Annotated in this window: 1 protein-coding gene; it reads left to right on the top strand. The window is 49.2% G+C overall.

From position 1 onward, the window contains the following. A partial coding sequence (locus tag RTW80_RS30020; protein ID WP_312721815.1) for a SpoVR family protein occupies positions 1-254 on the top strand: 254 nt, incomplete at both ends.

Here is a 254-nt window from a genome sequence, read left to right as displayed (position 1 = left end):
ATGCCAATTAACTATCCGCACTGGTCGTTTGGCAAAAAATTCATTGAGACAGAGCGGCTGTATAAGCACGGGCAGCAGGGACTGGCGTATGAAATCGTCATTAACTCTAACCCGTGTATTGCCTATCTGATGGAGGAGAACACCATTACCATGCAGGCGCTGGTGATGGCGCACGCCTGCTATGGACATAACTCGTTCTTCAAAAATAACTATCTGTTCCGCAGCTGGACGGACGCCAGCTCCATCGTCGATTA

The organism is Escherichia sp. AM3 (assembly GCF_032029835.1).
GTDB lineage: Bacteria > Pseudomonadota > Gammaproteobacteria > Enterobacterales > Enterobacteriaceae > Escherichia > Escherichia coli.
Note: the sequence above shows the minus strand (reverse complement) of the source record. Positions and strands in the feature narration are given on the sequence as shown.